This is a genomic window from Fictibacillus halophilus, assembly GCF_016401385.1.
Taxonomy (GTDB): domain Bacteria; phylum Bacillota; class Bacilli; order Bacillales; family Fictibacillaceae; genus Fictibacillus; species Fictibacillus halophilus.
The window spans coordinates 3,259,513-3,283,129 of record NZ_JAEACF010000001.1; the positions used below are offsets into that span (position 1 = coordinate 3,259,513).

General features: G+C 41.7%; 25 protein-coding genes and 1 pseudogene. 13 read left to right on the forward strand and 13 right to left on the reverse strand.

Annotation, left to right across the window (positions count from 1 at the left end; all coding sequences use genetic code 11):
- The first annotated feature begins 99 nt into the window (after positions 1 to 99).
- The gene (locus I5J82_RS20555; protein ID WP_269819580.1) at positions 100 to 408 is read left to right on the forward strand and encodes an aldo/keto reductase; all 309 of its coding nucleotides are present in this window, start codon (positions 100 to 102) and stop codon (positions 406 to 408) included.
- Positions 402 to 1,064 (forward strand): aldo/keto reductase, encoded by a 663-nt coding sequence (locus tag I5J82_RS16635; RefSeq protein ID WP_198768772.1) that lies wholly within the window; start codon positions 402 to 404, stop codon positions 1,062 to 1,064. Before I5J82_RS20555 ends, I5J82_RS16635 begins: the two co-directional genes overlap by 7 nt.
- A gap of 93 nt (positions 1,065 to 1,157) precedes the next feature.
- On the opposite strand, the gene I5J82_RS16640 is transcribed toward I5J82_RS16635, so the two are convergent.
- Positions 1,158 to 1,529 (reverse strand): VOC family protein, encoded by a 372-nt coding sequence (locus I5J82_RS16640; protein WP_198768773.1) that lies wholly within the window; start codon positions 1,527 to 1,529, stop codon positions 1,158 to 1,160.
- 325 nt (positions 1,530 to 1,854) lie between these two features.
- On the opposite strand from I5J82_RS16640, the gene I5J82_RS16645 reads away from it, so the two are divergent.
- The 3 genes from I5J82_RS16645 to I5J82_RS16655 all read left to right on the forward strand — a co-directional run bounded on the left by I5J82_RS16645 (position 1,855) and on the right by I5J82_RS16655 (position 6,269).
- Positions 1,855 to 3,516: a PTS transporter subunit IIBC gene (locus I5J82_RS16645; protein ID WP_228116107.1), complete on the forward strand. Its 1,662-nt coding sequence runs from the start codon at positions 1,855 to 1,857 to the stop codon at positions 3,514 to 3,516.
- Positions 3,517 to 3,519: 3 nt separating this feature from the next.
- A complete protein-coding gene (locus tag I5J82_RS16650) occupies positions 3,520 to 4,311 on the forward strand; it encodes an endonuclease/exonuclease/phosphatase family protein (protein WP_198768775.1) in 792 nt (263 codons plus the stop codon).
- Positions 4,312 to 4,604: 293 nt separating this feature from the next.
- Entirely contained in the window at positions 4,605 to 6,269 is a 1,665-nt protein-coding gene (locus I5J82_RS16655; protein ID WP_198768776.1) for a glycoside hydrolase family 13 protein, read from the forward strand.
- Between the two features lie 41 nt (positions 6,270 to 6,310).
- Here I5J82_RS16655 and I5J82_RS16660 read toward each other — a convergent pair whose 3' ends face one another.
- A complete protein-coding gene (locus I5J82_RS16660; protein ID WP_153236776.1) occupies positions 6,311 to 6,625 on the reverse strand; it encodes a hypothetical protein in 315 nt (104 codons plus the stop codon).
- A gap of 157 nt (positions 6,626 to 6,782) precedes the next feature.
- Between I5J82_RS16660 and I5J82_RS16665 the strand changes: the two genes are divergently transcribed.
- Positions 6,783 to 7,733 (forward strand): nuclease-related domain-containing protein, encoded by a 951-nt coding sequence (locus I5J82_RS16665; protein WP_198768777.1) that lies wholly within the window; start codon positions 6,783 to 6,785, stop codon positions 7,731 to 7,733.
- A gap of 157 nt (positions 7,734 to 7,890) precedes the next feature.
- Here the strand turns inward: I5J82_RS16665 and desB are convergent, their stop codons facing one another.
- From desB to proC, 3 genes and pseudogenes are all read right to left on the reverse strand, one after another.
- A complete protein-coding gene (gene desB / locus I5J82_RS16670) occupies positions 7,891 to 8,976 on the reverse strand; it encodes a Delta(10) desaturase DesB (RefSeq protein ID WP_198768778.1) in 1,086 nt (361 codons plus the stop codon).
- 215 nt (positions 8,977 to 9,191) lie between these two features.
- Positions 9,192 to 10,262, reverse strand: a pseudogene (locus tag I5J82_RS16675) (DEAD/DEAH box helicase); the annotation flags it as partial.
- Positions 10,262 to 11,071 carry a pyrroline-5-carboxylate reductase gene (gene proC, locus I5J82_RS16680; RefSeq protein ID WP_198768780.1) on the reverse strand — a complete coding sequence of 270 codons (810 nt, stop codon included), beginning with the start codon at positions 11,069 to 11,071 and terminating at the stop codon, positions 10,262 to 10,264. The gene proC and the pseudogene I5J82_RS16675, both read right to left, overlap by 1 nt.
- Before the next feature lie 224 nt (positions 11,072 to 11,295).
- On the opposite strand from proC, the gene I5J82_RS16685 reads away from it, so the two are divergent.
- The 5 genes from I5J82_RS16685 to ade all read left to right on the forward strand — a co-directional run bounded on the left by I5J82_RS16685 (position 11,296) and on the right by ade (position 15,741).
- A complete protein-coding gene (locus I5J82_RS16685; RefSeq protein ID WP_198768781.1) occupies positions 11,296 to 12,690 on the forward strand; it encodes a dipeptidase in 1,395 nt (464 codons plus the stop codon).
- A gap of 335 nt (positions 12,691 to 13,025) precedes the next feature.
- Positions 13,026 to 13,520: a hypothetical protein gene (locus I5J82_RS16690; protein ID WP_198768782.1), complete on the forward strand. Its 495-nt coding sequence runs from the start codon at positions 13,026 to 13,028 to the stop codon at positions 13,518 to 13,520.
- 11 nt (positions 13,521 to 13,531) lie between these two features.
- Positions 13,532 to 13,708, forward strand: a complete 177-nt coding sequence (locus tag I5J82_RS16695) for a hypothetical protein (protein ID WP_171005587.1) — start codon at positions 13,532 to 13,534, stop codon at positions 13,706 to 13,708.
- Positions 13,708 to 13,902, forward strand: a complete 195-nt coding sequence (locus tag I5J82_RS16700; protein WP_066399319.1) for a YwbE family protein — start codon at positions 13,708 to 13,710, stop codon at positions 13,900 to 13,902. Before I5J82_RS16695 ends, I5J82_RS16700 begins: the two co-directional genes overlap by 1 nt.
- A 102-nt stretch (positions 13,903 to 14,004) precedes the next feature.
- The gene (gene ade / locus I5J82_RS16705; protein ID WP_198768783.1) at positions 14,005 to 15,741 is read left to right on the forward strand and encodes an adenine deaminase; all 1,737 of its coding nucleotides are present in this window, start codon (positions 14,005 to 14,007) and stop codon (positions 15,739 to 15,741) included.
- Between the two features lie 4 nt (positions 15,742 to 15,745).
- Here the strand turns inward: ade and I5J82_RS16710 are convergent, their stop codons facing one another.
- The 5 genes from I5J82_RS16710 to I5J82_RS16730 form a co-directional block, all read right to left on the reverse strand.
- The gene (locus I5J82_RS16710) at positions 15,746 to 16,375 is read right to left on the reverse strand and encodes a response regulator (protein WP_197195402.1); all 630 of its coding nucleotides are present in this window, start codon (positions 16,373 to 16,375) and stop codon (positions 15,746 to 15,748) included.
- The gene (locus I5J82_RS16715) at positions 16,350 to 17,411 is read right to left on the reverse strand and encodes a sensor histidine kinase (protein WP_198768784.1); all 1,062 of its coding nucleotides are present in this window, start codon (positions 17,409 to 17,411) and stop codon (positions 16,350 to 16,352) included. Before I5J82_RS16715 ends, I5J82_RS16710 begins: the two co-directional genes overlap by 26 nt.
- Positions 17,408 to 18,139, reverse strand: a complete 732-nt coding sequence (liaF, locus tag I5J82_RS16720) for a cell wall-active antibiotics response protein LiaF (RefSeq protein ID WP_198768785.1) — start codon at positions 18,137 to 18,139, stop codon at positions 17,408 to 17,410. The genes I5J82_RS16715 and liaF overlap by 4 nt, the downstream gene beginning before the upstream one ends.
- 87 nt (positions 18,140 to 18,226) lie before the next feature.
- A complete protein-coding gene (locus I5J82_RS16725) occupies positions 18,227 to 18,871 on the reverse strand; it encodes a PspA/IM30 family protein (protein ID WP_233096514.1) in 645 nt (214 codons plus the stop codon).
- A gap of 28 nt (positions 18,872 to 18,899) precedes the next feature.
- Complete coding sequence (locus I5J82_RS16730) at positions 18,900 to 19,247, reverse strand: lmo0954 family membrane protein (RefSeq protein WP_198768786.1); 348 nt, start codon at positions 19,245 to 19,247, stop codon at positions 18,900 to 18,902.
- A 250-nt stretch (positions 19,248 to 19,497) separates the two neighbouring features.
- On the opposite strand from I5J82_RS16730, the gene I5J82_RS16735 reads away from it, so the two are divergent.
- Positions 19,498 to 20,178: an LbetaH domain-containing protein gene (locus tag I5J82_RS16735; protein WP_198768787.1), complete on the forward strand. Its 681-nt coding sequence runs from the start codon at positions 19,498 to 19,500 to the stop codon at positions 20,176 to 20,178.
- Between the two features lie 92 nt (positions 20,179 to 20,270).
- Here I5J82_RS16735 and I5J82_RS16740 read toward each other — a convergent pair whose 3' ends face one another.
- Positions 20,271 to 20,744 carry an NUDIX hydrolase gene (locus tag I5J82_RS16740; protein WP_198768788.1) on the reverse strand — a complete coding sequence of 158 codons (474 nt, stop codon included), beginning with the start codon at positions 20,742 to 20,744 and terminating at the stop codon, positions 20,271 to 20,273.
- 116 nt (positions 20,745 to 20,860) lie between these two features.
- Between I5J82_RS16740 and I5J82_RS16745 the strand changes: the two genes are divergently transcribed.
- Entirely contained in the window at positions 20,861 to 21,337 is a 477-nt protein-coding gene (locus I5J82_RS16745; RefSeq protein ID WP_198768789.1) for a glutathione peroxidase, read from the forward strand.
- Between the two features lie 49 nt (positions 21,338 to 21,386).
- Here I5J82_RS16745 and I5J82_RS16750 read toward each other — a convergent pair whose 3' ends face one another.
- Both I5J82_RS16750 and I5J82_RS16755 read right to left on the reverse strand, forming a co-directional pair.
- On the reverse strand, positions 21,387 to 22,766 hold the full coding sequence (locus tag I5J82_RS16750) for a YjiH family protein (RefSeq protein WP_233096515.1): 1,380 nt from the start codon (positions 22,764 to 22,766) through the stop codon (positions 21,387 to 21,389).
- Between the two features lie 140 nt (positions 22,767 to 22,906).
- A complete protein-coding gene (locus I5J82_RS16755; RefSeq protein ID WP_198768790.1) occupies positions 22,907 to 23,599 on the reverse strand; it encodes a pseudouridine synthase in 693 nt (230 codons plus the stop codon).
- Positions 23,600 to 23,617 lie beyond the last annotated feature (18 nt).

A 23,617-nucleotide genomic window follows, 5' to 3' on the forward strand; every position in this document is an offset into this window, starting at 1 on the left:
TATAAAAAATGCAAAGAAAAATAAATGAGTAAATATTCATAGTTCTTTATTCTTATTAAGAACCGTTCATAAATATATAAGGATAAATAATGTTATAATTTGGATAATGGTGAGGTCTCGAGAATAGCCATCGGCACACATCTAGGAGAAATGAATGATGAAGATTCGCTTTCCTATCAAGAATCGATTGAATTTGCGCTGTTCCATGGAATCAATTTTATTGATACCGCTCTTAATTATCGAGGCATGCGCTCTGAGCGCGATATTGGAAGTGTTTTATCAAAACTCATTCAAAAGAAAAAGCAGATCGACAGAGAAAATATTTTTTTGTCTACGAAAGCAGGCATCATACCAGGTGATATTGATGCTCAACTTCGTCCTGATAACTACCTGCAGGAATTTTGGTAGGAAAAGGAATCCTGCAACGTTCTGATATACAGATTATCGACCATCACAAACACGTTATGGAACCTTCTTATTATGAGTTTGCTATTGAACAAAGTTTAAAACACATGCATGTAGATTTCATAGACGTCCATTACATTCATAACCCAGAGGTCTCTTTGATCGTTTTAGGTGAGGAAGCCTTTGATCATAAGCTCCAAAAACTGTTTGCGTTTTATGAACAACAAGTGGATAGAGGTTTGATCCGATATTACGGCTTAGCTGTCTGGGCAGCTTTTACAGAGTCTCCCGAGACATCTGGTTATATTTCTTTAGAGAAAGTAATGAATGTTGCCCACTCTGTTGCCGGTCAGTCTCATCATTTTAGTTTTATTCAAACCCCGTTCAACCACTTGAATCAGATAGCTGCAACAGATCTGAACCAGCAAGTTAATGGTAAATGGAGAACGCTGCTTCAAGCTGCAGAAGAGTTAGGGCTTCATGTTACAACAAGTGCTCCATTAGATTGTGGCAGGCTTACTAATCATCAACACAAGAATGTAGATGAGCTGATGTCGTTTGTTTTAAAAACCCCTGGTATTTTGTCCACGATGATCGGTATGCGAAAGGTAGAAACGGTTAAAAAGAATTTGAGAACGTTTAACAAAGTTGGCTCGTAATAACGAGGCAACTTTGTTTATATGGAACGACTAAAGTTTTTATTTTGACTAACCCCCTTTAATAAACTTCAATACGGTCATCATACTGAAATCTTACCAGTGTACTTGAAACTTATTACCATTTGGATCATAAAAGTGAAAAAATGCATGACCATTATCTTCTTTGATATCCTCGACCTTAACTTGATTATCAATTAAGTGTTGATGAAATTGAGATAATTCCGGACTCGTAAAGCCAATGCTAAACTCTTGTTCATTGTTAATTGTAAAATGAGCAAAAGTTTCATCTTCGGTGAGAACTAAGATAAGTAAGAAAGGTCCTTCATTTATTTTTATAATTGCCAGCTCCTCTGTACTATTTAATAACTGGAGCCCTAATACATCTCTATACCAATGTGCTGATCGTTCTAAATTCTTTACAGGAATTCTAATATAATGTACTTGCTCAATAAATGATTTACTCATATCCTTCTCCCCTTGCTTTGTTTATTCTATATACCTCTTTCTTCCAATTCCTTATATAACCTGCTACTCTACAAAATTTTATAAAGGTCGAACTGTTCTTGGCTACCCTACGAAAAACATTACAAACCCTCTGGAAAAATTTTTTTACTCACTTTTTTAGTAATATTACTTGTAAATGAAACCGTTTTATTTTACAATCACTAATGCAAACGATTGCACCAACGTGCATATACAAATTTGTAAGCGATTCAACTTTTTTTCGCAATCTATTGAATGCGATTTCAAAAATGCAACGAAAGATATATACTTTAAGGAGGAAATCGTTTTGAAACAACGTGGAAAACTCATTTCATTTGATTTCTGGCAAAAGCTAGGTAAAGCGCTTCTTGTAGTAGTAGCGGTTATGCCGGCTGCCGGTTTGATGATATCACTAGGTAAAGTTATTGCTATGTTCGGTGGCGACATGACATTAGTGCAAACGATTGCTCGTGTTATGGAAGACATCGGATGGGCAATTATAACAAATCTGCATATCTTATTTGCGGTAGCGATCGGTGGATCTTGGGCGAAGGAACGTGCGGGTGGTGCATTTGCAGCCGTAATCGCGTTCATCCTAATCAACCGTATCACAGGAGCGATCTTCGGCGTTAACAGCGCGATGATGCTTGAAGAAGGCGCAAAAGTAAAATCACTTTTTGGCAGCGAACTCGTTGTTGGTGACTATTTCACATCTATTCTAGGTGCTCCTGCTCTAAACATGGGAGTATTCGTCGGAATCATTTCCGGTTTCCTAGGTGCTGTTCTATTTAACAAGTACTACAACTACAACAAGCTTCCAAATGCATTAGCATTTTTTAACGGAAAACGTTTTGTACCATTCGCCGTTATTTTATGGTCAGTGGTAACAGCTTTACTACTAGCTTTAATTTGGCCGTTTATCCAATCTCTACTTAATGACTTTGGGAAATGGATCGCAACATCACGTAACACGGCTCCAGTTATCGCGCCTTTCGTGTTCGGTACACTAGAGCGTTTATTGTTACCATTTGGTCTTCACCATATGTTAACGGTTCCGATCAACTATACGGAGCTCGGTGGAACATATCAGATTATGACAGGTTCAGGAGCAGGATCTTCTGTAGCTGGACAAGACCCACTATGGTTGGCTTGGATCAACGATCTTAACAACTTCTTAGCTGCTGGAGATACAAAAGCGTATCAAGCACTTTTAAATGATGTAGTACCAGCTCGTTTTAAAATGGGGCAAGTTGTTCTTTCAACAGCATCACTTGTAGCGATCGCACTTGCGATGTACATGAACGTTGATAAAGACAAGCGCAAAAAGTACAAGTCTATGTTCTTATCTGCAGCACTCGCTGTATTCTTAACAGGTGTAACAGAGCCGATCGAATTCATGTTCATGTTTGCTGCTCCACTTCTTTATGTTGTTTACGCAATCACAACTGGACTTGCGTTCGCAGTAGCGGATCTAATCCACGTACGTGTTCACGCATTCGGTTTTATCGAATTGTTGACTCGTACACCATTGCTTGTAAAAGCAGGATTAACACGTGACTTAATCAACTTTGCTGTAACGTGTATCGTATTCTTTGGATTAAACTTCTCGATCTTCTACGTATTGATCAAAAAGTTCAACCTGCCTACTCCAGGTCGTGCAGGTAACTATATTGAAACAACAGAAGCTGATGCTGCACCTGCTAAAAACGAGGCAGCAACAGGATCCGACAACTCTCAAGCTTCAGCGATCATCACGCTTTTAGGTGGAGCTGACAACATTGAAGACGTTGACGCATGTATGACTCGCCTTCGTGTAACGGTTAAAGATGCAACTGGCGTTGGCACAGAAAAAGAGTGGAAAGAGAACGGAGCACTTGGTCTGATTATCAAAGATAAAGGTGTTCAAGCGATTTACGGACCAAAAGCAGACGTATTAAAATCTGATATTCAAGATCGTTTGGGGATGTAATTCATGAAGCTATTAACGTTAAACGTTCATGCTTGGCAAGAAGAGAACCAGATGGAGAAATTAGAGATGCTTGCTCGCGATATCGCGAGTGAGCGTTATGATGTTATCGCACTTCAAGAGGTCATGCAGTCGATCGACTCTTCTCTTGTCAAAGATAACATCAAAAAAGATAATTATGCCCTTGTTCTTTTAGAGCTATTGAAGAAACTTGGCGTTGAAGATTATGACTTTGTCTGGGACATGGCCCACTATGGCTATGTAACGTACGAAGAAGGATTGGCGATCATCAGCCGCCATCCAATTACGTCTCATGAAAGCTTTTTTGTTTCTGATCTACAAGATATGCACAACTGGAAAACACGCAAAATCGTAAAAGCAACCATCTCTTATGAAGGACAAGATATTCAATTCTTCTCCGGGCACTTTGGCTGGTGGGAAGATGACATCGAACCCTTTAAAGGTCAGTTCGATCGTTTGATGCAGTACATTCCTGAAGAAGGTCTTTCTTTTATCATGGGTGACTTAAACAACGATGCGAACGTTTGTCGCGAAGGCTTTGACTACGTAAAAGAAAAAGGGCTTTACGATACGTACGAACTGGCTGCAGAGAAAGATGACGGTTTAACGATCATCGGATCTATTGCTGGCTGGGACAACAACGAAGCTGGCCGCAGAATCGATTATATTTTAAGCAGCAAGCCCGTTGACGTTCTTCAATCATCTGTACGTTTTAACGGAAAAGAAACACCGGTGGTCTCCGATCATGCAGGTGTGGCTGTTACGGTTAAGATTTAGGCTTTGTTGCTCTCTTGAAAGTGTTGATTTCCGTTTCAGGTGCTTCGCTTTCCGCGGGGCAGGCGGTGAGCCCCTTGCCGCTTTGCGCCCTTAAGGGTCTCACCTGACCGCTTGTCCCGCAGGAGTCTCGCACCTTGCACTCCAATCAACTTTTTCAGTGATGCATAAACAATAAACCGATCAGAAAGCAGCATTATTTTATAAAGACAATAAAGAAATCAAACAAACCATGGGGAGCCGTTTTTCGGTATCCCCTGGCGTGTTGTTAAAGAGAAAAACATGGAGGTAACATTATGGAAAAAGTTTGGTGGAAAGAAGCCGTTGGCTATCAAATTTACCCTCGCAGTTTCCAAGATTCTAATGGAGACGGAATCGGCGATCTAAAAGGGATCATTCAACGTTTAGATTATATTAAAGACCTTGGTATCGACGTGATCTGGATCTGCCCAATGTACAAATCGCCAAATGACGATAATGGTTACGACATTTCCGATTATCAAGATATCATGGACGACTTTGGAACGATGGAAGACTTTGATCTCCTGATGGAGGAAGTTCATAAGCGTGATATGAAGCTGATCATTGACCTAGTTCTTAACCATACGAGTGACGAGCACCAATGGTTCATCGAGTCTCGTTCATCTAAAGAAAATCCAAAGCGCGATTGGTACATTTGGAGAGACGGTAAAGATGGCAAAGAGCCAAACAACTGGGAAAGTATTTTCTCCGGGTCTGCTTGGCAATATGATGAAAAGACAGATCAATATTACCTCCATGTTTTCTCGACCAAACAACCAGATGTGAACTGGGAAAACCCTGAAGTGCGTGAAGCTCTTTATGATACGGTCAACTGGTGGTTAGATAAAGGAATCGACGGTTTCCGTATCGATGCGATCAGTCACATTAAAAAGCGTGATGGCTTCCCTGACATGCCGAACCCGAAGAACGAAAAGTACGTGTCTTCCTTCGACATGCATATGAACCAAAAAGGAATTCATACGTTTTTACAAGAGTTCAAAGACCGCACATACGCAAACTATGATGTAATGACGGTTGGTGAAGCAAACGGCGTTAAGATTGACGAAGCGGACCTTTGGGTAGGAAAAGAAAACGGAAAGATGGACATGATCTTTCAATTCGAACACCTTGGCCTTTGGGATGCGGAAACCAATCCGGAAGTAGATATCGTTGAACTGAAAAAAGTGTTAACTCGCTGGCAGAAAGGTCTTGAAAAAGAAGGCTGGAACGCACTGTTCATCGAGAATCATGACAAACCTCGCGTTGTTTCTACTTGGGGCAATGATGATGAGTTTTGGTATGAAAGTGCAACAAGCTTCGGTGCGATGTACTTCTTGATGCAAGGAACACCGTTCATCTATCAAGGTCAAGAGATTGGTATGACGAACGTACAGTTTGACTCAATCGAAGACTATGATGATGTCGCTGACAAAAACCGTTACCGCATCAAGCGCGAAGAAGGCGTTTCACACGAAGATATCATGTCTGTGATCTGGGCATCTTCTCGTGACAACAGCCGTACTCCGATGCAATGGAACAGCGATGAGAACGCTGGATTCACAACGGGTACTCCTTGGATGAAAGTAAATCCGAACTTCACAGAGATCAACGTGGAAAAGCAAGAACAAGACGAGCACTCCATTTTAAGCTTTTATAAGAAAATGATCGCATTAAAGAAAAAGAACGAAGTCTTCACATACGGTGTGTATGATCTGATCCTTGAAGAAGATGAACAGATCTATGCGTATACACGTACACTTGGTGATGAAAAAGTCGTTGTGATCACGAACCTTTCTAAAACTGAAGCGAAGTTTGAATCTGAATTGAAGCTGAACGCTAATGGATTGTTGTTAGCGAACAAAGAAGTTGTACATCATGACGATGTGACAAGCTTAACATTACAGCCGTATGAAGCGCGCGTATATCGCGTGAAAGCTTAACAAACAAAAGCGTGCTATCCGATTAGGGAGAGCACGCTTTTTTAATGTGGCAGTCTTTTTTCAAAACGAATAAAAGAATACAGTCTGAGAAGGACAATCAACGTCCCGACGATCGTTAAAACGGGCGATATATTCGTGAATAGAGGTAACCACGCTAAAATAAACGCAACAAGCGCTGTAAAATTCCCTGAAAATCCATTGATCGGCTGAGTTCCTACAAGCCCCGCCCCTCTTAAGGAATTTTCATAACACGATCTATGATACGGTCGCAACTTAAAAAAGGCCCACACCGTACGCAGCTCGTCTCTTTGTTTGATCGGCATCAAACAGCTATCACAGTTTAGTTCTTTTTTCATCATTTCTTCTCCTTCATTAGCAAATCACTCTCCCTCCATTCTACCAATCCTTTAATCAATGCTATAGCTTTTTAAAAGGACTTTTTGCGATGAAAGGAGAATTTTAACGTGAGGAGTGATGCTATGATAAAAAAAGGTAAGGTTGAAGCCAATCTATATGAATAAACTTCAACTCTTGATGAACCGTTTAGAGGACGATCTTGTTAAACAGAGTCTTGAATTAGAAATCGGTAAGATGACGGCCGGTTTTCGCGGTGAAGACTCTATCAACTATTTTTTGAACATGCTTCCGAACAAGAAAGAATGCCACGTGCTGCACGACCTCCGAATTCCCCATGAATCTACTTTTTTTCAAATCGACACACTTATTTTGAATCCTAATTACTTTCTCATTATTGAAGTAAAGAACATCTCCGGAAACCTTTTTTTCGATCATACCTTCAACCAACTATTGCGCACCAAAAACGGTATAGAAGAACCCTTTCAAGACCCAATCCCACAAGTTGAACGCCAAAAATACCAGCTTGAACACTGGCTTAGGAAAAATAAATTTCCCACCGTTCCCATCGAGACTCTCGTAGTTATGACTCATTCTCAATCTGTCTTGAAAACGAACGATGTGTCGAGCCGCATATCGAAAAAAGTGATTCATAGTGTCCAACTGCTAGACCGTATCCGGCAGCTTCAAAGAAAATATAAACAGCATGTGGTTGTTTCGAGAGATGTGATGAATAAGATGACTAGGAAGTTGACCAAGGAACACACTCCACGGGATGTGAATGTAATGGAGCGTTATAAGATTAGTAAAGAGATGATTATTAAGGGGGTGCAGTGTACGGGGTGTTTGGCTTTCGATATGAAAAAAGGCTATCGTACATGGAATTGTCCGCATTGTTCACATTCAAGCAGGAATCCCCACATAAGAGCGCTCAAAGATTACTCTCTTTTCATCCAAACTATGATAACCAACCAGCAAGCACGTGATTTTCTGAAGCTTTCTTCTATTTCGATAGCATCAAAGCTCTTAGTATCCATGCAACTGCCCTATACAGGTGCAACAAAAGGGCGAACATACGATTTAAGCTTACTAAAAGACCTTCAGAAATAAGAATCTGTCCAATTGAGTGGGGAATCTGTCCGATTGCATATTTAATCTGTCCGATTGGGGCCACAATCTGTCCAATCTTGAATATAATCTGTCCAATTCAGCAATTAATCTGTCCAATCTCAAAACCCACTTCTACCCAAACAAAAAAACATCCAAATTAATGGATGCTTTTCGACGTGCGGCTCACTGGCTTTCGTTCCCGCTTCTGCTCGTCCACGGTCTCATTCATCCCATGTCCAAGCGAAGGATACAAATTCCCCGGTGCTGGATCAACAAACTGAGTTTGATTAAAGTACACGTGCGGTGTCTTCCATAGAGCAACAAGTGCTTTCCAGTGCGGCATCTCGTGATAGCGCTCTGGCCACATCTCTTTAATGTGCTTTTTCACGAGCGGGTAATATTTCGGACTCATCCCAGGAAACAAATGATGCTCCGTATGGTAAGAGAAGTTAAAATGAATCACATCGATCCATTTTGGAACCGTAACCGTTAAGCTGTTTGCTAACGGATCGTTCACGTCTGTCATTGGGTTCAAGCGGTGGTTAGTTGAGATATAACTCATTACGATTGCGTTGGCGATCAATAATGGCAGCAATACCGCAAAGAACCATTTAACAGGTCCTAGCCACGCGAGCAATCCTAGCCACATCGCCCACGGCAATAGCAACTGAATCCACACGGAAGGACGCTTACTCGGTTTGAATTCTTTAATAAATCGTTTGAACATGAAAAGTCCGTGCAGCGTAAACGAAACAGATAAAAAAGCAAAGCTTACGATCGAACGCATCCACATCGGAAGCTTGTACACTTTTTGAAGCAATGGTTTGTGAGACAAGTTCTCTAATGTCGGCCACGCATCCGGGTCTTTCCCGTCATGCTGAGTGTGAACGTGATGCGTCGTATTGTGCCACTTACGCCATAGCTTTGGTCCAACGCTTAACGGCCAAAAAGCTACCGCTCCTAAAAAGTCACGAAGCCACGGCTTTCGGATCACTGTTCCGTGCAGAATCTCATGGCCTAAGAAGCCCATACCCGCAAAACACGTTCCTAATATAACGGCGATTCCAATCCCTAACCAAGGGTGTAAATTATTTAATAACCCGATAACTAAAATACCGGCGATTGCGATCAGTAAGTAAACAAGCCCACCCCATAATCTTGAAGGCACTGGCTTAAAGGCTTCTTTCGGCAGCTTTGGAGCGATTTTTGCTGCATACCAGCCAAACGATTGTAGATCTTTCATTTGCTCAACTCCTCTAATCTGACTCTTTCGAATTCTCGTACAATACAATCGTAACAAGGTTTGTTTTATGAAGCAACTATTTTTGTTACCTGGTAATAACAGTTGGTATTATGTACCCACAAAAAAAAGGAGCCATCCTGAAGGATAGCCCACTTTCTAAAGAAATAACCTTACATATATTCAAGTTTTAAAACATTCAACTTTTGATCTGTCTCTCGTTCGATAATCTGCAGCAAACGACGGTCTTTTTGTGCAACAAAGGTCACAGCTAGTCCCTTTCCGCCAGCACGCCCAGTTCTTCCGATTCGGTGAATGTAGCTTTCGGCATCGAGCGCGATGTCGTAATTAAAAACATGCGTGACTCCGTCAACATCAAGTCCACGTGCCGCCACATCCGTTGCTACAAGGTATTGAATCTCTCCTTCACGAAAGCGCCGCATCACGTCTTCCCTCTTCGCTTGCGAAAGGTCGCCATGCAGTTCATCAGAATTGTATCCCATATTTTGCAGAGATTCGTTCAACTTGCTAGCTCTTCTTTTCGTTCGGCAAAAAATGATCGCTAGATAAGGACGCAGCAGTCTGATCGTTTGAACAAGGTCGTTCTGCTTCCCTCTATCTGTAGTTTCCACAATTCGCTGGCGGATTTCCTTTAACGTTATTTGTTTCGTTTTCACATGAATATCTTGAGGATCGTTTGTATACGTTTCAGCCAGCTTCTTTACTTCATCAGGCATTGTCGCAGAAAAAAGTAACGTTTGGCGATCCTCTGGCACCTCATACATGATGTCTTCTATATCATCTAAAAATCCGATATGAAGCATCTGATCCGCCTCATCTAGCACGAACGTTGAAACATGAGATAAGTCGATCGTCTCTCGTCGAATATGATCGAGCAGCCTTCCAGGTGTTGCGACAACAACATGTACCTTGCTCTCTAGCTTGTGCATCTGCGCGATCACGTCCTGCCCACCGTAGACAGCAAGCACGTTAATCTCACCAAGAGCTTCTGTAAGTTTACGTACTTCAGCTGTAATCTGAATAGCAAGCTCGCGCGTCGGGGCGACGATCAACCCTTGAACCGCATCACGTTCAGCATCAACTTTTTGCAGAAGAGGAAGCACGAAAGCAAGTGTCTTTCCCGTACCCGTTTGAGCTTGTCCCACAACGTCTTTACCTTCTAAGATGACAGGAATCGTTTCCTTTTGAATAGGCGTTGGTTCACCAATTCCGTTTTGCAACAATATATCTATAAATTCATCATGAATGCCTAGTTCTTTAAAGCCCATTACTTTTTCCCCAATTTCTTTACTTTTTCTGTGCAGCTTTCCATCGCCGCTAACACTGCACCACGAAAGCGTTCTTGCTCGAGCGTTGCGACGGCCGCAATCGTTGCTCCACCTGGAGACGTTACTTGATCTTTTAACTCGCCAGGATGTTTTCCTGTTTCAAGCACCATCTGCGCTGCTCCTAAAACAGCTTGTGCGGCTAAACGATAGGATTGATCGCGTGACAAGCCTTGTACGACTCCTCCGTCTGCCATCGCTTCAATCATCATGTACACGTAAGCAGGCGAAGAACCACTGATCGCAGGAATCGCATCCATCTGAGATTCTACGATCACCTCTACTTTACCGAAGCTGCCCAGCAACTCCTCAACCGTCTGTAATTCGTCATCCTTTATCTCATCATTAACAGAAACAGCCGTCATACCCGCTCCGACAAGTGATGGCGTGTTCGGCATCGTACGTACCACTTTCACTTGTTTGCCGAAAGCCTGCTCCACGTCTTCTGTTGTTATCCCCGCTGCAATCGTTACGATGATCGCATCAGATTTTACGAATTCCTTTACCTCTTCAATCACTTCAAGATAGGAATATGGCGCTACAGCAAGAAACAGCACGTCAACCGCTTTTGCAACGTCACTGTTTGACGAGAATGTGTGGATACCAAATTGCTTCTCGACACAAAGACGAGTCTTTTCCGTTCGCATGCTCGCGATGATCTGGTCAGGACTGATCAAACCTGAACTGATCATACCTCCTGCCATAGCCTGCGCCATCTTTCCAAACCCGATAAAACCTATTTTTTTCTCCATACTATATGCACTTCTTTCTATTTTTTATAAAGGGAAATGTTCACTTTTACAGAATACTCATACCGATAGCTTTACCTTTAGTAAACCACAAATACATAAGGCGTGTGAAATGGATGGAGAGGTTAACACTCAAATAAGGGCTAGTAAAAAAGAATATTTCATTTCCGAGCTGAACTCCATTAAACTAGGATGTAGAGCATAACGTACATAAGGAGGATTTTGATATGACAGATAAAATCGTAAACTACTTAAAAGAAAACCGTGATACGCATCTAAAAGAATTAACTGACTGGCTTGCTGTTCCCAGTGTGAGTGCACTTCCTGAGCACAAAGAAGACGTTCGAAAAGGGGCAGAGTGGATCGCAGATAGCCTTACGAATGCCGGCATGGAAAACGTAAAAATCTATGAAACAGACGGACACCCTGTTGTTTATGGAGACTGGTTAAAAGCAGAAGGCAAACCAACTGTACTCGTTTATGGTCATTACGATGTTCAGCCTGTTGATCCGATTGAGCTATGGGAATCTCCGCCTTATGAAGCTACCATCCGCGATAACAAACTTTATGCACGTGGAGCATCAGACGACAAAGGCCAAACGTTCATGCACGTAAAAGTACTACAAGCCATACTAAAATCAGAAGGTACACTGCCTCTTAACTTCAAGTTCTGTATCGAAGGTGAAGAAGAGATCGGCAGTCCAAGTCTTCCGAAGTTCATTGAGGAAAATAAAGACTTGCTAGCAGCAGACGTTATCGTCATTTCTGATACAGGTATGCTAGATCGCGGAAAACCAGCAATCTGTTACGGACTTCGCGGCATGTGTGCGATGCAAATAGATGTTACAGGACCAAACAGTGACCTGCATTCCGGTCTTTATGGTGGAGCTGTCCAGAACCCATTACACGCGATCACAGAGCTTCTTCAATCGTTCCGTGATGAGAACGGACGTATTTTAGTAGATGGATTTTATGATAATGTACAAGAATTAACGGAAGAAGAAAGAGAAGCGTTCCGCGCTCTTCCTCTAACAGAAGAAGCTCTTAAGAATCAGCTTGGGGTGACAGAGCTCACAGGTGAAGAAGGATACAGTCATATTGAACGCACATGGGCCCGCCCAACATTAGAGTTAAACGGCGTTTGGGGAGGCTTCCAAGGTGAAGGCATCAAGACCGTTATCCCGGCGAAAGCACACGCAAAGATCAGCTGCCGACTCGTACCAAACCAAGAGCCAGATGAAATCATTGAAAAAGTAAAAGCGCACATTGAAAAGCATAAGCCCGCAGGCATTGATGTGAAGGTTACTCTGTTTGATAAAGGAGCTCCATACGTAACGCCGTTCGATCACCCAGCCATCCAAGCGGCTGCACGTTCTTATGAAAAAGTGTACGGTGTACCAACAGCGTTCACACGTGGCGGCGGATCGATTCCAATCGTAGCAACGTTCGATCAAATGCTGAACATCCCAGTCGTATTGATGGGCTTCGGACTATCAACAGAAAACTTCCATGCACCAAACGAGCACTTCCATCTCGAAAACTTCGACAAAGGCATGGAAACACTAGCAGACTACTGGTTCGAACTCGAAAAATCCATCCAAAAAGAAACAACAACAAAATAAAACAGATGAAGCTGACAGGAAAGAAATCTTGTCAGCTTTTTTACTCGGATTGAAACATGGCGTGTGTTTTGAATTTGTTCTTTGATTATTAGACACCCTTGCAAGTTGATTGAAGTGGAAGGTGCGAGACTCCTGCGGGACAAGCGGTCAGGTGAGACCCTTAATGGCGCAAAGCGGCAAGGGGCTCACCGCCTGCCCCGCGGAAAGCGAAGCACCTGAAACGGAGATCAACTCCCCCAACCACAACACATAATTTCCCACAAGAGACCTTTTCGTTTTCACCCCTCAGTGTGATATAATCAACCAATCACAACAAAGAAACGGAGAGTATAAACATGCTTTCATTTGAAGATAAAATTGCCTTAATCGAAGAAAACTTCCCAGAGCTCGACATGCACGAGGTATCCCTTGGCCGCTTGAACTTCCACTTCGAAGAAAGTGTACAAGACAAAAAAATCGTCGTGTACCACCTTCACCCGAACGGAAATGGCTTCGTTTATGGCGGACACCTGCCACAAAGCGTAAAAAACGAAAAAGGCTACGTGAACATCCGTGACTACGAAGCGGAAGAACTGATCGCTCTAATCCAAGAATCCATGGAGTTTCTATCAAAAAAACATGGTTGGCAGCAGCCGAAGAAAGATCGCTCTGATGACGAAGAGCGTAAAGAAGAACACTGGTACAGCCACAGCCACGAGGAAATTCGTCTCGTAGGAGAAGATGGCATGTGGTTCATCTTTGATGAAGATGATGCACTAGAAGCTGCATTTGAAACATATGCAGAAGCAGAAGGTTATTTAAAAGAAGCAGATTTTAAAAAGAAAAAATAGAGGTGACTAAGATGGCTGAGGAGAAAAAGAAGTTAAGCTTTCAAGAAATCGCGAAACAGCGCTTAGCTGAAAAGAAAGCACAGCAATCAGGCGGATCATTCAGCAAGGGGCCAGTTAAAGTGGCTAACCAGCTTAAAAACCAACAAACCAAAAAAGCAAACAACCAAGCGCGGAGAACAGGTGTTTAATGCATCGTAAGCGAGCAAATATCACCCCTGGTCTACCCGTGAACGTGATCTTAAAAGCAGATCAGCGTTCAGGTAAGAAAACAAAAGGTATCGTAAAAGATATCTTAACGAACTCACCTACTCATCCACACGGCATCAAGGTGCGCCTTGAAGACGGTCAAGTTGGACGAGTCATCGACATTTTGAATGCATAACACAAAAAACGGTCACCTACTCGGGACCGTTTTTACTTTACATGTAATACATGGGTTATCCGTATACTAGTTGGTAGATTTTTCTTAAAAGGAGATCACTTCATGAATATAGATGCTTTAAAGAAACGAATTGATGTGAGTACAAAAAGATTGCCAGCAGATGTTGTAGTGAAGAACGGAAAAATTATTGATGTGTTTAATCTTGAAGTCATTGAAGGTGATGTTGCGATCGTTGATGGCTATATTGCCGGAATTGGTGAGTACGAAGGACATGAAATTATTGATGCAGCGGGTAAATTTATCTCCCCTGCCTTCATCGACGGTCATGTGCACATCGAGTCATCTATGGTGACGCCAGGAGAATTCAGCAAAGTCCTGCTCGCTCATGGCGTTACAACGGTCATAACGGACCCTCATGAGATCGGTAACGTTTCAGGAACTGAAGGAATCTCTTTTATGTTGAATGAGTCTGAAGGGCTTTCTCTGGACGTACGGGTGATGCTTCCTTCATCTGTTCCTGCAACCCCTTTTGAGAATGCAGGTGCTGTTTTAAAAGCATCTGACCTAGAATCTTTCTTAGCTCATCCTCGTGTCCTCGGTTTAGCGGAAGTGATGGATTTTCCGGCTGTCTTTAGAGGAGATGGTGATATGCTTCAAAAAATCATTGCTGCAGCTGATCAAAACGGGATGATCGACGGCCATGCGGCAGGACTAGACGCTAATGGAATCAATGTGTATCGCTCCTCAATGATCACGACGGACCACGAATGTACGACAGTGGAAGAAGCACGAGATCGAATCTCTCGAGGAATGTACGTGTTGATACGCGAAGGGTCTGTTGCCAAAAATTTAAGAGCACTTACAAAAGCAGTAACACCAAATAACGCTCGTCGCTTTTTATTCTGTACAGATGATAAGCACCTAGATGATCTTGTCGCAGAAGGAAGTGTGGATCATAACGTAAGGCTCGCTATTCAGGAAGGGATGGATCCTCTACAAGCGATCCAGCTCGCAACGTTGAACGCCGCTGAATGTTATGGTTTAAAAGAAAAAGGTGCTGTCGCTCCAGGGTATAAAGCAGACTTTCTTTTGCTCGATGATTTGAATTCCATTGCCATTTCCGATGTTTTTGTAGGAGGAAAATTGGTTGCTCAGAACGGGAAGTATAAAGGCTCAGAAACAAGTAGTTCGCAGCCACCAGTCGCGCTAACTCAGTCTGTAAACATGACGAAGATAGATTCTGAAAAGCTCTCTATTCCTTTAAGTGATGGTAAGCCCATGCATGTGATCGAAATCATCCCGAACCAAATTGTTACAAAAAAGAAGATTGTAGCGGCAACAGCAGAAAACGGAAAATTCACACCCTCTACCACGAACGATTTATTAAAAATGGCTGTGATCGAACGCCACAATAAGACTGAAAATATTGGTCTAGGCGTGGTAAATGGCCTTCTGATCCAGAACGGTGCGATTGCTTCAACTGTTGCGCATGATTCACATAATCTAGTCGTTGCCGGAACGAATGATGAAGATATACTGGTCGCGATAGAGGCGATCCGCGAGATGCAAGGCGGCTATGTAATCGTGAAAAACGGTGCTGTGCTCGCGTCTGTCCCGCTTTCGATCTCGGGATTGATGTCAGATCGCCCCTTTACAGAAGTCAATCAACAGATCATCCATTTAAAGAAAAAGTTAAAGGAGATTGGATTCAACGGAGATTTTGATCCGTTTCTGACCCTATCCTTCTTAACACTTCCTGTAATTCCGGAAATCAAGCTGACAGATCTCGGTCTCTTTGATTTCAAAATCTTTCAGCATATCCCTGTGCAGGCAGAATAAAGTGTTACACGAGTGAATGGTTAAAGGCATAGATAACAGCTTGCGTACGGTCTTGGACATCCAACTTGCTCAAAATATTACTTACATGCACTTTGACTGTTTTTAAAGCGATGAACAGATCGTCGGCAATCTCCTGGTTTGTCTTCCCTTTCGTCATCAATAAAAGAATCTCCATCTCGCGCGCAGTCAGCTCTTCATGTGGCTCGCGCGTTTGCTTTTTACGCATCTTGCTCATCATCTTTCCTGTTACTTCCGGTTCAAGAACAGATTTCCCGTGATATGTATCGCGAACAGCTTGGGCGATATCACTTGCTTTTGACGTTTTTAACATATAGCTAGAAGCACCCGCCTCTAGAGCCGGATATACTTTCTCATCATCAAGAAAACTGGTAACAACGATGATTTTCGCTTCTGGCCATGCCGTTGTTATCTCCCGCGTTGCTTCAATTCCATCCATCTCATCCATAACAAGATCCATTAATATAATATCCGGTTTCAGCGCTAGTGCCTTTTCTATGGCTACTTTTCCGTTCTCCGCTTCATCCGTTACTTCTATATCAGGCTGCGCAGAAAGGTAAGCCGATACCCCAATACGCACCATCTCATGATCATCCACTAATAATACTTTGATCATTACCCTCATCTCCCGCTTTCAAAATAGGTACTTTTACTTCAAGCCGCGTTCCTTCACCTGGCAAACTCACAATCTTCAGTGTGCCGCCAATTTCTAATGCACGTTCATGCATGTTTTGTAGACCATAGGAACCTGTTTTTTCCTGATCCATCTTAAAGCCAACACCATCATCTTCAATGCGAAGGATAATCAGATCATCTCTTTGGACGAGCAAGATTTGCGCTTTATTTGCCTGTGCATGCCTTAGAATGTTAGACACCGATTCTTGAAGAATACGAAACAGGTGATCTTCGACTCCTTTAGCAAGAGGAATCGTTTCAATCTTCCATTTCAGTTCGATCGGCACTTTTTGCAGAAGCTCTTGTAAAAGCTCTTCCATCCCTTTCTGCAATGATTTTCCGTTTAATGCTGCTGGACGAAGGTGCAGAAGAAGTGCTCTCATCTCAAGCTGTGTCTGATGAATCGTTTCTTCAACTAGTTTTAACTGTTTAGATTCACGTGTGTCATCTTCTGAACGCGTTTCATTTACCGCAGACATGATCATGCTTGCAGCAAAAAGCTGCTGAGACACAGAATCATGCAGTTCTCTCGCCAAACGATTTCTTTCTTGGGAAATAATCTCTTGAATGCGCTTCTCTTGATCTACTGCTTTTTCCGTAGCCATCTTTTGAGACTGACGAATCTTTTCCCCTAATTGCTTTTGTATGCCCTCCATACGCTTGGCAATCGTTCGTAATTCAAGACTCCTGACTTCTTTCATGTCTACTTGCCTGCCGTCTTCAATGGACTTCAGTGTACGATTGATGGAGTTTAATTGTTTACGAGAGGTGATTCCTGAATTTAAGCCAAAGAAAGCGCCCATGATAAACACGAAAAAAGGCAAAACAAAAGCTAAAGGGATATCAAGTAAGTTTTTCTGTAATAAAAAGTCCCAGTTATCGATCGGAAATGTTGTGTAAACGATTGAGCCTAAAAGAATTGCTACAGCAAATGCAGCTACGATACCGGAGAACATATGACGTAAAACAGTACTCATACCCGTTTCACCTCCAGACTGCCGGCAAACATACTTGTAACGATTTTTATTTTTTTCTCAGCCTCTCCATACCCTTTCGTTCGGTAAAAAAGCGTCTGATTGAACAGCTTAGATTCACTTCGGTCAAAAATTCTTGAATTCCCCATGATCATAGAATGGCTGACTGCCGCCTCCATCTCATAAGGGACATAGATCGTGATATTTCCGATCGTACCACGGATCAAAATAACGGATTCCCCGTCAGGTAAAATCGTTTGGTTCAAATCAATGATCGTATCACCAGGACCACATTGGATGTTAATATCGTTCCATTCATACACATGCTCTGGTGTTTGTTGAGTGCCTAGTAGGATATTTTTTAACAGCGTTTCTTTTCTGTATACATCGTCTTGTGACATAGTTGGAACCTGTGCGAACTGAGGCGTCACGAAAACTGGATTTTGTTTAGATTGATAAAATTCATATATCACATAGATAACGAATGCTACTAATAAAAGCTTAAAGGTGAACATGCTTAAAACGTTCATGACTGCGATAAAAACACCTAGCCAAAACATGACCTTGCCGGAGCGCTTCGGCATTCGTTTTCGTCCAAAAAACAAGAGTGCAGCACTAAATAAGAGAGAAAATAAGATTCCTCCTCCGTTCAAGGTAGCTTCTAATAATACCAAAACAACCGCTAATAAAAGCCCCCAACTTATGAAATCACTTCTTTTCCGATTCAGCATCTGCACTCACTCACTTTCTGTCATAAACGAGGTAAAAGGCGCAGCAATTTGCGCCTTGTCACTTATTTTATCGTATCACATACTGCCTTAAACAGTAGTAGATGATTCTTCTTTTTTCCAATCTTTTTCAAGTTTAGCTAGCTTCGCTTCCATCGAACTTGCATGATAATCAGCGTTAACTTTCTGCTCAAGACGATCCATATAGCTTTCTAGCTCATCAAAACGGAAAGCCGATTTTTTTATGGAGTGAGTCGGGTCGATCACACGGTCCATTTTCTGGTGAGCACGTGCTACATTTTCACGACCCATCAATTCCATACGTTTGATCTGCATATCTTTTAGCTTATGTTTCATCTGTTCGTATTTTTGCTCGAGCTCTACAAGATCTTTTTCTGCTTGCAGCGTAGATTCTTTTAAATTCGCTGCACGTAATGCATGTTGTTCTTTTTCTTGGAGTGCGAACTGATACAGCTCTTGTTCATTCGCTTGTTGAGCGATTTCTGCCTGATGAGCACGCTTAGCTGCTTTTGCCTCTGCTTCTTCCATCTCTCGTACGAACTGGTCTTTTAACAGCTGCTGACGCTCAACTAGCTTATGAGCTTTGTTCACCTCTAACTCACACTGTCTCAAATATTGGTTCAGAAGAGATAACGGATTCTTTTCCTCTTTTTGATCTAAAAGCTCATGTACATCTGCTGAGATTGAGTTTTTGATACGTTCAAATAAATTCATAATGATTCGCTCCTTTTTGCGTTTGTTTTTAGCTATTTTTAAGTTTTGCCCATTCTCTTTCAAAGTTGGTGAAAGGGTCATTACTGTCGTTCTCATCTAGTACAGCTGATTGATTCCATTTCTTATAAACCACGTAGAGAACATAGATCGCGACAGCACCTAATATCGCAGGCAGGTTGCTAACGGATACACAAAGCCCGACTACCGATAGAGCACCCCACCAAAATTTCTTTCCTCCACTGTTTGCAGCCATCGCCTTCTTAAATGCGTAATACATGACGGCCAGACCGATTGCAAGACCTACCATCGGGCCAAGATTTGCGATCAAAACGATTGCTGCAATTCCTCCAACTACAAGCAAGCCTAATTTTTTCATTTGGCTTCCTCCTTTCGTATCTTTAGCTTACCTCCCTCAGCATTTTCTCAAAACTGGCCGTAGCTGTATCTTTAGATAAGCCTCGAGGCGTAGTGGGGTCTGACCCCACACAAATACAAAACCCCCACTATGTACAAGTGGGGTGGACATATAACTATTATTCAAACAAAGAGATTGGTCTATAGAAGTGGTTTCCACTTCTTTCTTCTCTGCATACGCTGAGAAGATAAAAAGTAAGGGGTGGGTAGTTTTGAAACACAATGATTGCGGAGAGGGATTTCAACCTTTTGTTAGCCCTAATCCTAAGACGACATTTAATCCAATTCAGATCGCACCAACTATTGATCAAAGTTCATTTCTCAGTCCATTTACAAGTGTAATCGGTGATGTAAGAATTAAAGAGAACGTATATGTCGCACCACTCGTGAGTATTCGCGCAGATGAAGGAACGCCATTTTACATCGGATCTAACACAAATCTCCAAGATGGCGTCATTCTTCATGGATTAACAAATCAGTTCGTCAAAATAGATGGTAGAAAGTATTCCATTTATATCGACAATGAAGTCTCTGTCGCGCATGGAGCACTCGTTCACGGACCGTGTTTTATTGGAGAAAAAGTATTCGTAGGCTTTAAGGCAATCGTTTATAACGCTACAGTGGAGAAAGGAAGCTTTATTTCCTACAATGCAGTAGTTACGAACGGAGTGCATATTCGGAAGAATCGGTTCGTCCCGCCTGGAGCCTATATTGATTCTCAAAAGAAAGCCGATGCACTCCCCCGTGTACCTACTGACGTAAAAGAATTTGCACGCGGCGTACAGCTAGTCAATCAGGAGTTCCCAGCTGCTTATCATCTATTGTTCGGTGATTGTCGCTGCTCTTGTGGATTAGCTTACAACAAGAACAGCAGTGAGGAAGAATCTGATTAGGGTAAAAAACAAGGTAAGCAGCGTAAGGTTAAACACATGTTAACCTCGCTGCTCACCTTATTTTCACGCTTCTGTTAAGGACGCATACCAACTCATCTAGATTGGTCTACTAAGAAATAGTCTGGCTCTAATGAACCTTCTTTCAACTTTTCCTTCACCACTCTGGGATACAACACATAATCATCTAACTTCTCCAACGGGACCCACTTAAAGACAAGCCGATCTGCTTCTAACACAGTAAATTCCTCACCATCATGAAGCGGCAACAAGTTTTCAGCTGTGATTTTAAAATATATTCCAACCTCATGAATTTCTTTTTCTGCATATGTAAAAAAGTTTTCAATTGCCCATAAGAAACCTTCAATGTTCACAGTCAAATCCAGTTCTTCTTTCATCTCTCGCTTTAAGCTCGATTTGGCATCTTCACCAAGCTTCACCCGTCCTCCAGGTAATGACCAATTGGTTTCTGCTTTCGCCCGGTGCATGAGAACTCGACCTTCTTTAATCATCACGGCTGCTACACGGTAATTAAAAACTTGATGTTCCACATGAAACACTGCGTCCATTTTATCTTCCCCCTTTAAGTTAGCTCCTTATTTTACCACTTCGAGCATTTTCAGTGAAAGCCATTCCATTTACCGTTAAACTAATTAAAAATACGAAAAATAAGGAGCTTGAGAAAATGTCTGTATATGATTTTTCAGTTGAAACGATCAAAGGCGAGAAAACCAACCTAGACAATTACAAAGGCGATGTTCTCTTAATTGTAAATACAGCTAGTAAATGCGGTTTTACTCCACAATACAAAGGACTTCAATCCATTTATGAAAGCCATAAAGAGCAAGGATTATCTGTTCTTGGATTTCCATGTAATCAATTTGGTGCACAAGAACCAGGTTCGAGTGACGAGATTATGGAGTTCTGCGAGTTGAACTATGGTGTTAACTTTCCGATGTTCGCAAAAGTAGACGTAAACGGTGATGAAGCGCATCCCCTTTTTAAATACTTAGCTGCCGAAGCACCAGGCATCTTAGGATCTAAAGCGATCAAATGGAACTTCACTAAATTTTTAGTAGATCGAAACGGACAAGTTGTAAAGCGCTTCGCCCCAACAGATAAGCCCGAAACGATTGAAAAACATATACAAGAACTTCTCTAGTACACAAAAAAGCAGTTCGAGGAATGTCCCTCTGAACTGCTTTTCTAGTTTAGAACAATAGATGTGCCATTCCGACAACAATTGGAAGTGAGATGAATGTACGCAAGAAAAAGATAATGACTAGTTCTTTAAAGTTCACTGGAATCTTAGAAGCTAATAACAATCCACCAACTTCAGACATATAGATTAATTGAATTACTGACATGGCTGCAACAACGAAGCGAGTCAGCTCACTTTCAATCCCTGCTCCAATGATAGAAGGAAGGAACATATCCGCAAATCCGATTACGATCGTTTGTGCTGCATCTGATGCATATGGAACTTGCAGGAACTCTAAGATCGGGACAAAAGGTGCTCCTAAGTATGTGAAGAAAGGTGTGAACTCTGCCACCATCAATGCTGATGTTCCGATTGCCATTACGATAGGAACAACGCCCATCCACATATCAAGTACGTTTTGAATTCCTTCTTTTACTAACGGCGCAGCTTTTTTATTTTGATCAGCGCGTTCAACCGCCTTTTTAAGACCAAATCCAAAAGGTGTCTCACCTTCAGGAATTACTTCATCAACTACATTTTCTTTTGCGCCCTCATAATACGTATCAGGTTTTCTCGACAAAGGCGGGATGCGTGGAATAATAATCGCACACACGAGGCCTGCTAATACGACTGTTAAATAATAAGGAACGATCATATGAGCTAGATCAACTTGAGCAAGAACAACAATCGCGAATGTGATAGATACGACAGAAAACGTTGTACCAATTACAGCTGCTTCACGTTTCGTGTAATAGCCTTCTTCATACTGCTTGTTTGTTAAAAGAACGCCAATCGTTCCGTCACCAAGCCATGATGCTAAACAGTCGATAGAAGAGCGTCCTGGCAATTTAAATACAGGACGCATCACTTTAACAAGTAATGCTCCACACAGCTCTAACAACCCAAAGTTAAATAAAAGCGGTAAAAATAAACCAGCGAATAAGAAGACCGAAAATAATACAGGTATCAAGTCGAAAAGTAGAAGCTGCCCTGTATTTTCAGACCATACGGCTTTAGGCCCGAGCTTAAACAACGTCATCACAGCAAAAATCAATCCCACCAAACGAATCAATTGCCATACGATATTCACATTAAACAATGTGTTTAAAAATGGTTTATTAATAATAGCTTTTGGCTTAAAAAAGTATGTTCCTAAAGAACCTACAACCGTAATCGCTATGATAGCCGTCATGATTTTCGGAATATACGCACCGATTCCATCCTGCAAGATTCCAGCTAAAATGGCTACTGGAATGGTAATTTCCCCACCGTATGAGATGGGAATCATAAATAAAAATATACCGATCAAAGACGGAATAATAAATTTAATCAAACTCGAAAAATTCGTTTGCTTCATGTCATAATTCATTTGTTGCTTTGGTAAACCCATGATGTTATGCCTCTCTTTCTAGGATGTAAAGCGCTTTCATATACTTTCCATTTCCAAGTATATGTTTATTCTACAATTTTCGCAATATTGTAAGAAATGCTAGAATTCTTATAAAATACTAGTTTTTCTTTCCTTTTTAACTAAATCTCTAAACCTTTTTTGAGTTCAATAAGCTCGTCATCCCTTAAATAACGCCACTTCCCGACTTCTAATGCATGAAGATGTATATTCATAATACGTATACGCTCTAGCTTCTCCACTTTATACCCAAGCGTTTTACACATACGCCGAATTTGCCGGTTCAATCCTTGCGTAAGTGTGATTCGGAAAACATACTTGCTTACAAACTCTGTTTTCGCAGGTTTGGTTACTGAATCTAAAATAAAAACGCCTTGAGCCATTTTTTGAAGAAACAAATCAGTAACAGGTTGATCGACCGTCACTTCATATTCTTTCTCATGACCATAATCGGCCTGTGAAATTCGATTAGCTAACTCCCCATCATTCGTCAATAAAATCAAACCTTGAGAAGCTTTATCTAACCTACCAACAGCGAATACGCGCTCTGATAAATCAATATACTCTAGAATATTTCCATCAATATTAGGATTGGAAGTGGTCGTGACGCCAACTGGTTTGTTGAAGGCGAGGTAAATCGCTGATGTTTTTTGAGGAATTTTTTTACCATCGATAAGGATAGTATCTGTCTCATGTACAAAACTATCTTTGTTCGCGACCTCTCCATTTATAGTAATCCGGCCATTCTTTAATAGCCGATCCGTCTCTCTTCTAGAACAAAAACCCGTTAAGCTTATATATTTATGAATGCGCATGCTAATCCTCACTTCAGC

Coding starts and splice junctions, on each gene's coding strand:
- I5J82_RS16730 (WP_198768786.1), bottom strand. CDS start 19,247: ATGAAAAAATTAGGCTTGCTTGTAGTTGGAGGAATTGCAGCAATCGTT.
- I5J82_RS16640 (WP_198768773.1), bottom strand. CDS start 1,529: ATGAGTAAATCATTTATTGAGCAAGTACATTATATTAGAATTCCTGTA.
- I5J82_RS16715 (WP_198768784.1), bottom strand. CDS start 17,411: ATGAGTACTGTTTTACGTCATATGTTCTCCGGTATCGTAGCTGCATTT.
- I5J82_RS16755 (WP_198768790.1), bottom strand. CDS start 23,599: ATGCGCATTCATAAATATATAAGCTTAACGGGTTTTTGTTCTAGAAGA.
- I5J82_RS16750 (WP_233096515.1), bottom strand. CDS start 22,766: ATGGGTTTACCAAAGCAACAAATGAATTATGACATGAAGCAAACGAAT.
- desB (WP_198768778.1), bottom strand. CDS start 8,976: ATGAAAGATCTACAATCGTTTGGCTGGTATGCAGCAAAAATCGCTCCA.
- I5J82_RS16685 (WP_198768781.1), top strand. CDS start 11,296: ATGACAGATAAAATCGTAAACTACTTAAAAGAAAACCGTGATACGCAT.
- I5J82_RS16665 (WP_198768777.1), top strand. CDS start 6,783: ATGAATAAACTTCAACTCTTGATGAACCGTTTAGAGGACGATCTTGTT.
- ade (WP_198768783.1), top strand. CDS start 14,005: ATGAATATAGATGCTTTAAAGAAACGAATTGATGTGAGTACAAAAAGA.
- I5J82_RS16655 (WP_198768776.1), top strand. CDS start 4,605: ATGGAAAAAGTTTGGTGGAAAGAAGCCGTTGGCTATCAAATTTACCCT.
- I5J82_RS16710 (WP_197195402.1), bottom strand. CDS start 16,375: ATGATCAAAGTATTATTAGTGGATGATCATGAGATGGTGCGTATTGGG.
- I5J82_RS16650 (WP_198768775.1), top strand. CDS start 3,520: ATGAAGCTATTAACGTTAAACGTTCATGCTTGGCAAGAAGAGAACCAG.
- liaF (WP_198768785.1), bottom strand. CDS start 18,139: ATGCTGAATCGGAAAAGAAGTGATTTCATAAGTTGGGGGCTTTTATTA.
- I5J82_RS16745 (WP_198768789.1), top strand. CDS start 20,861: ATGTCTGTATATGATTTTTCAGTTGAAACGATCAAAGGCGAGAAAACC.
- I5J82_RS16740 (WP_198768788.1), bottom strand. CDS start 20,744: ATGGACGCAGTGTTTCATGTGGAACATCAAGTTTTTAATTACCGTGTA.
- I5J82_RS16725 (WP_233096514.1), bottom strand. CDS start 18,871: ATGAATTTATTTGAACGTATCAAAAACTCAATCTCAGCAGATGTACAT.
- I5J82_RS16700 (WP_066399319.1), top strand. CDS start 13,708: ATGCATCGTAAGCGAGCAAATATCACCCCTGGTCTACCCGTGAACGTG.
- I5J82_RS16660 (WP_153236776.1), bottom strand. CDS start 6,625: ATGAAAAAAGAACTAAACTGTGATAGCTGTTTGATGCCGATCAAACAA.
- I5J82_RS16695 (WP_171005587.1), top strand. CDS start 13,532: ATGGCTGAGGAGAAAAAGAAGTTAAGCTTTCAAGAAATCGCGAAACAG.
- proC (WP_198768780.1), bottom strand. CDS start 11,071: ATGGAGAAAAAAATAGGTTTTATCGGGTTTGGAAAGATGGCGCAGGCT.
- I5J82_RS16690 (WP_198768782.1), top strand. CDS start 13,026: ATGCTTTCATTTGAAGATAAAATTGCCTTAATCGAAGAAAACTTCCCA.